The organism is Streptomyces sp. NPDC059477, from assembly GCF_042749375.1.
Taxonomy (GTDB): Bacteria; Actinomycetota; Actinomycetes; order Streptomycetales; family Streptomycetaceae; genus Streptomyces.
Genome location: NZ_JBHYUG010000182.1, coordinates 1 through 1,933, shown reverse-complemented (window position 1 = coordinate 1,933; position 1,933 = coordinate 1). Strand labels below are relative to the sequence as shown.

Sequence of the window (1,933 nt, the reverse complement as noted above, 5' to 3'; positions counted from 1 at the left end):
GCCCGCGCGCTCTCACCCCGCGCAGACACACACACTCTCTGCGCCGGTGCGCGCTCTCGATCGGGCCTGGTGCGGCGGCGCGGGCGCGCCCCCCCCCGCATGGCCCCTCGCCTGGAAATGATCAGGACCCGGAGTACTCCGACCCATCGCGGCGGCGCAGCCCCCTGCACACCGCACCCGCCTGCTCGCGCTACCCGGCGTCGGGACCGAGATCGCCCGGCCGGGCGGGTCACTGACAGGGACAACCCCGATGGGCTCGTCTCGGAGGCGTCCTTTGCTCACCTATGTGCGGCCGTACTCGTGCCCTCCTCCCCCGGGCCGTACTGATCGCCATCGGCTCAGCCGCGGTAGGGAGATCCGGTAGATCCGCGCGGAGGACTTCGCGATGCCCGCGCCGGTGAGGTAGCGCTCGACCGCCGCGGTGTACGACGCCGGAGCGGCGGACCGGGGTACGACCTGAGCGCGGGGCACGCGCGGCGCGCCCCCGGCTCTCAGCTCGGTCACTGGTTCGATCGTCATGCCGCCCCGCCCTTCCGGCACTGCGGAAGTAGATGCGTACACCTCGCCCCGGTGGCCTGAATGGCCAGCCGCAGGTTGTGGTGATCACGGCAGGGGCTCTGCCGCAGTAAATCCGGTATTTACTGTGGTAGTTCTTCCGGGCCCCGCTGAGCGGCTGCGGTCAGTTGGTCGGCGAGGTTTTTGAGCGCCTGTCGCAGTTCGTCGGGTTGATGGATGGTGAAGGGCCATTCCAGGGAGGCGAGCAGGTGTGCCATACCGTCCAGCCTTTCTGCCCGTGCGTGCATGAGGACGCTGGTGGGCTGGGCGGTGAGGGTCACCGCTGAGCGAGGCAGCCGGCGGGCGATCGCGTCGAGGGGGCCGTGGATCGTCACCTCGACCTGCCAGCGGTAGAGCCCCTGGGCCAGGCTTGAGGTCAGGTGGGCGACGGGGTCGAAGCCGTCTGGGGTGGTGAAGGGGCGGGTTCGGGGCGTGACGGAGGCGATGCGATCGATACGGAAGGTCCGCAGGCTGTCGCGGAGGTGGTCGTGGCCGACGACGTACCAGCGGCCGGTGTGGAAGACCACGCCGTAGGGGTCGAGGTCGCGTTCGGTGTGCTCCTGGCGCCAGGACCGGTGGCTGATGCCGACCGTGATCCGGGAGCGGGAGGCCTGGGCCAGTGCCAGCAGGACGCCGGTCCCGGGTGCCTGCCCGCTTACGGCGTTGGCGGTGAACGAGAGGGTCTCCCGCATGGCGGCGAGCGGTTCGCGCAGGGCGTGCGGAAGCACCCGCTCGATCTTGGCCAGGGCACCGGAACTGGCCGGTGCGGCCGTGCTCATACCCAGACGTTCCGCGGCGAGCAGACCCAGTACAACGGCGAGAGCCTCGTCGTTGGTGAGGACCAGGGGTGGCATCCGGTAACCGCGGGCCAGTCGGTAGCCGCCGTAGCGGCCACGCTCGGCCTCCACGGGGATGCCCAGTTCCCGCAGGTGGGCGGTGTACCGGCGCACCGTGCGGACGTCGGTATCCAGGCGGTCCGCCAGCTCTGCCCCGGTGAGTCGGGCGTTTGACTGGAGGAGTTCCAGCAGGGTCAGCACACGTGTCAGGGGATGCGACATGGATCACTCGACATTTCAGGGCGGATTCTGTCCTGTATCGACTCTACGCTCCAAGCAGCACCTCACTTCAGGGAGATCACATGGCCACCTTCGTACTCGTTCCCGGCGCCTGGCTCGGGGCATGGGCCTGGCAGGACACCGCCCGCGCGCTGCGCGAGCGTGGCCACACGGCGCTGCCGCTGACGCTGACGGGCCTGGCCGAGCACGCCGACCAGGGCGGACCTCAGACGGATCTGGACACGCACATCTCGGACATCACCGGATTGGGGTGGGCGCGAGAGGGTGGGGGCGGGAGCGGGGGGGGGCGGCTCCTCTACCCC

Annotated in this window: 2 protein-coding genes and 1 pseudogene; 1 reads left to right on the top strand and 2 read right to left on the bottom strand. The window is 70.2% G+C overall.

Annotated features, from left to right (window positions below):
• Window positions 1-282 precede the first annotated feature (282 nt).
• Window positions 283-519 carry a hypothetical protein gene (locus ACFXAZ_RS39380; protein WP_384601855.1) on the bottom strand — a complete coding sequence of 79 codons (237 nt, stop codon included), beginning with the start codon at window positions 517-519 and terminating at the stop codon, window positions 283-285.
• 119 nt (window positions 520-638) lie between these two features.
• Window positions 639-1,592, bottom strand: a complete 954-nt coding sequence (locus ACFXAZ_RS39375) for a helix-turn-helix transcriptional regulator (protein ID WP_384601852.1) — start codon at window positions 1,590-1,592, stop codon at window positions 639-641.
• Between the two features lie 101 nt (window positions 1,593-1,693).
• On the opposite strand from ACFXAZ_RS39375, the pseudogene ACFXAZ_RS39370 reads away from it, so the two are divergent.
• A pseudogene (locus ACFXAZ_RS39370) lies at window positions 1,694-1,933 on the top strand (hypothetical protein); the annotation flags it as partial.

Excerpts from the sequence above, each read along its gene's own strand:
- ACFXAZ_RS39380 (WP_384601855.1), bottom strand. The coding sequence starts at position 519 with ATGACGATCGAACCAGTGACCGAGCTGAGAGCCGGGGGCGCGCCGCGC.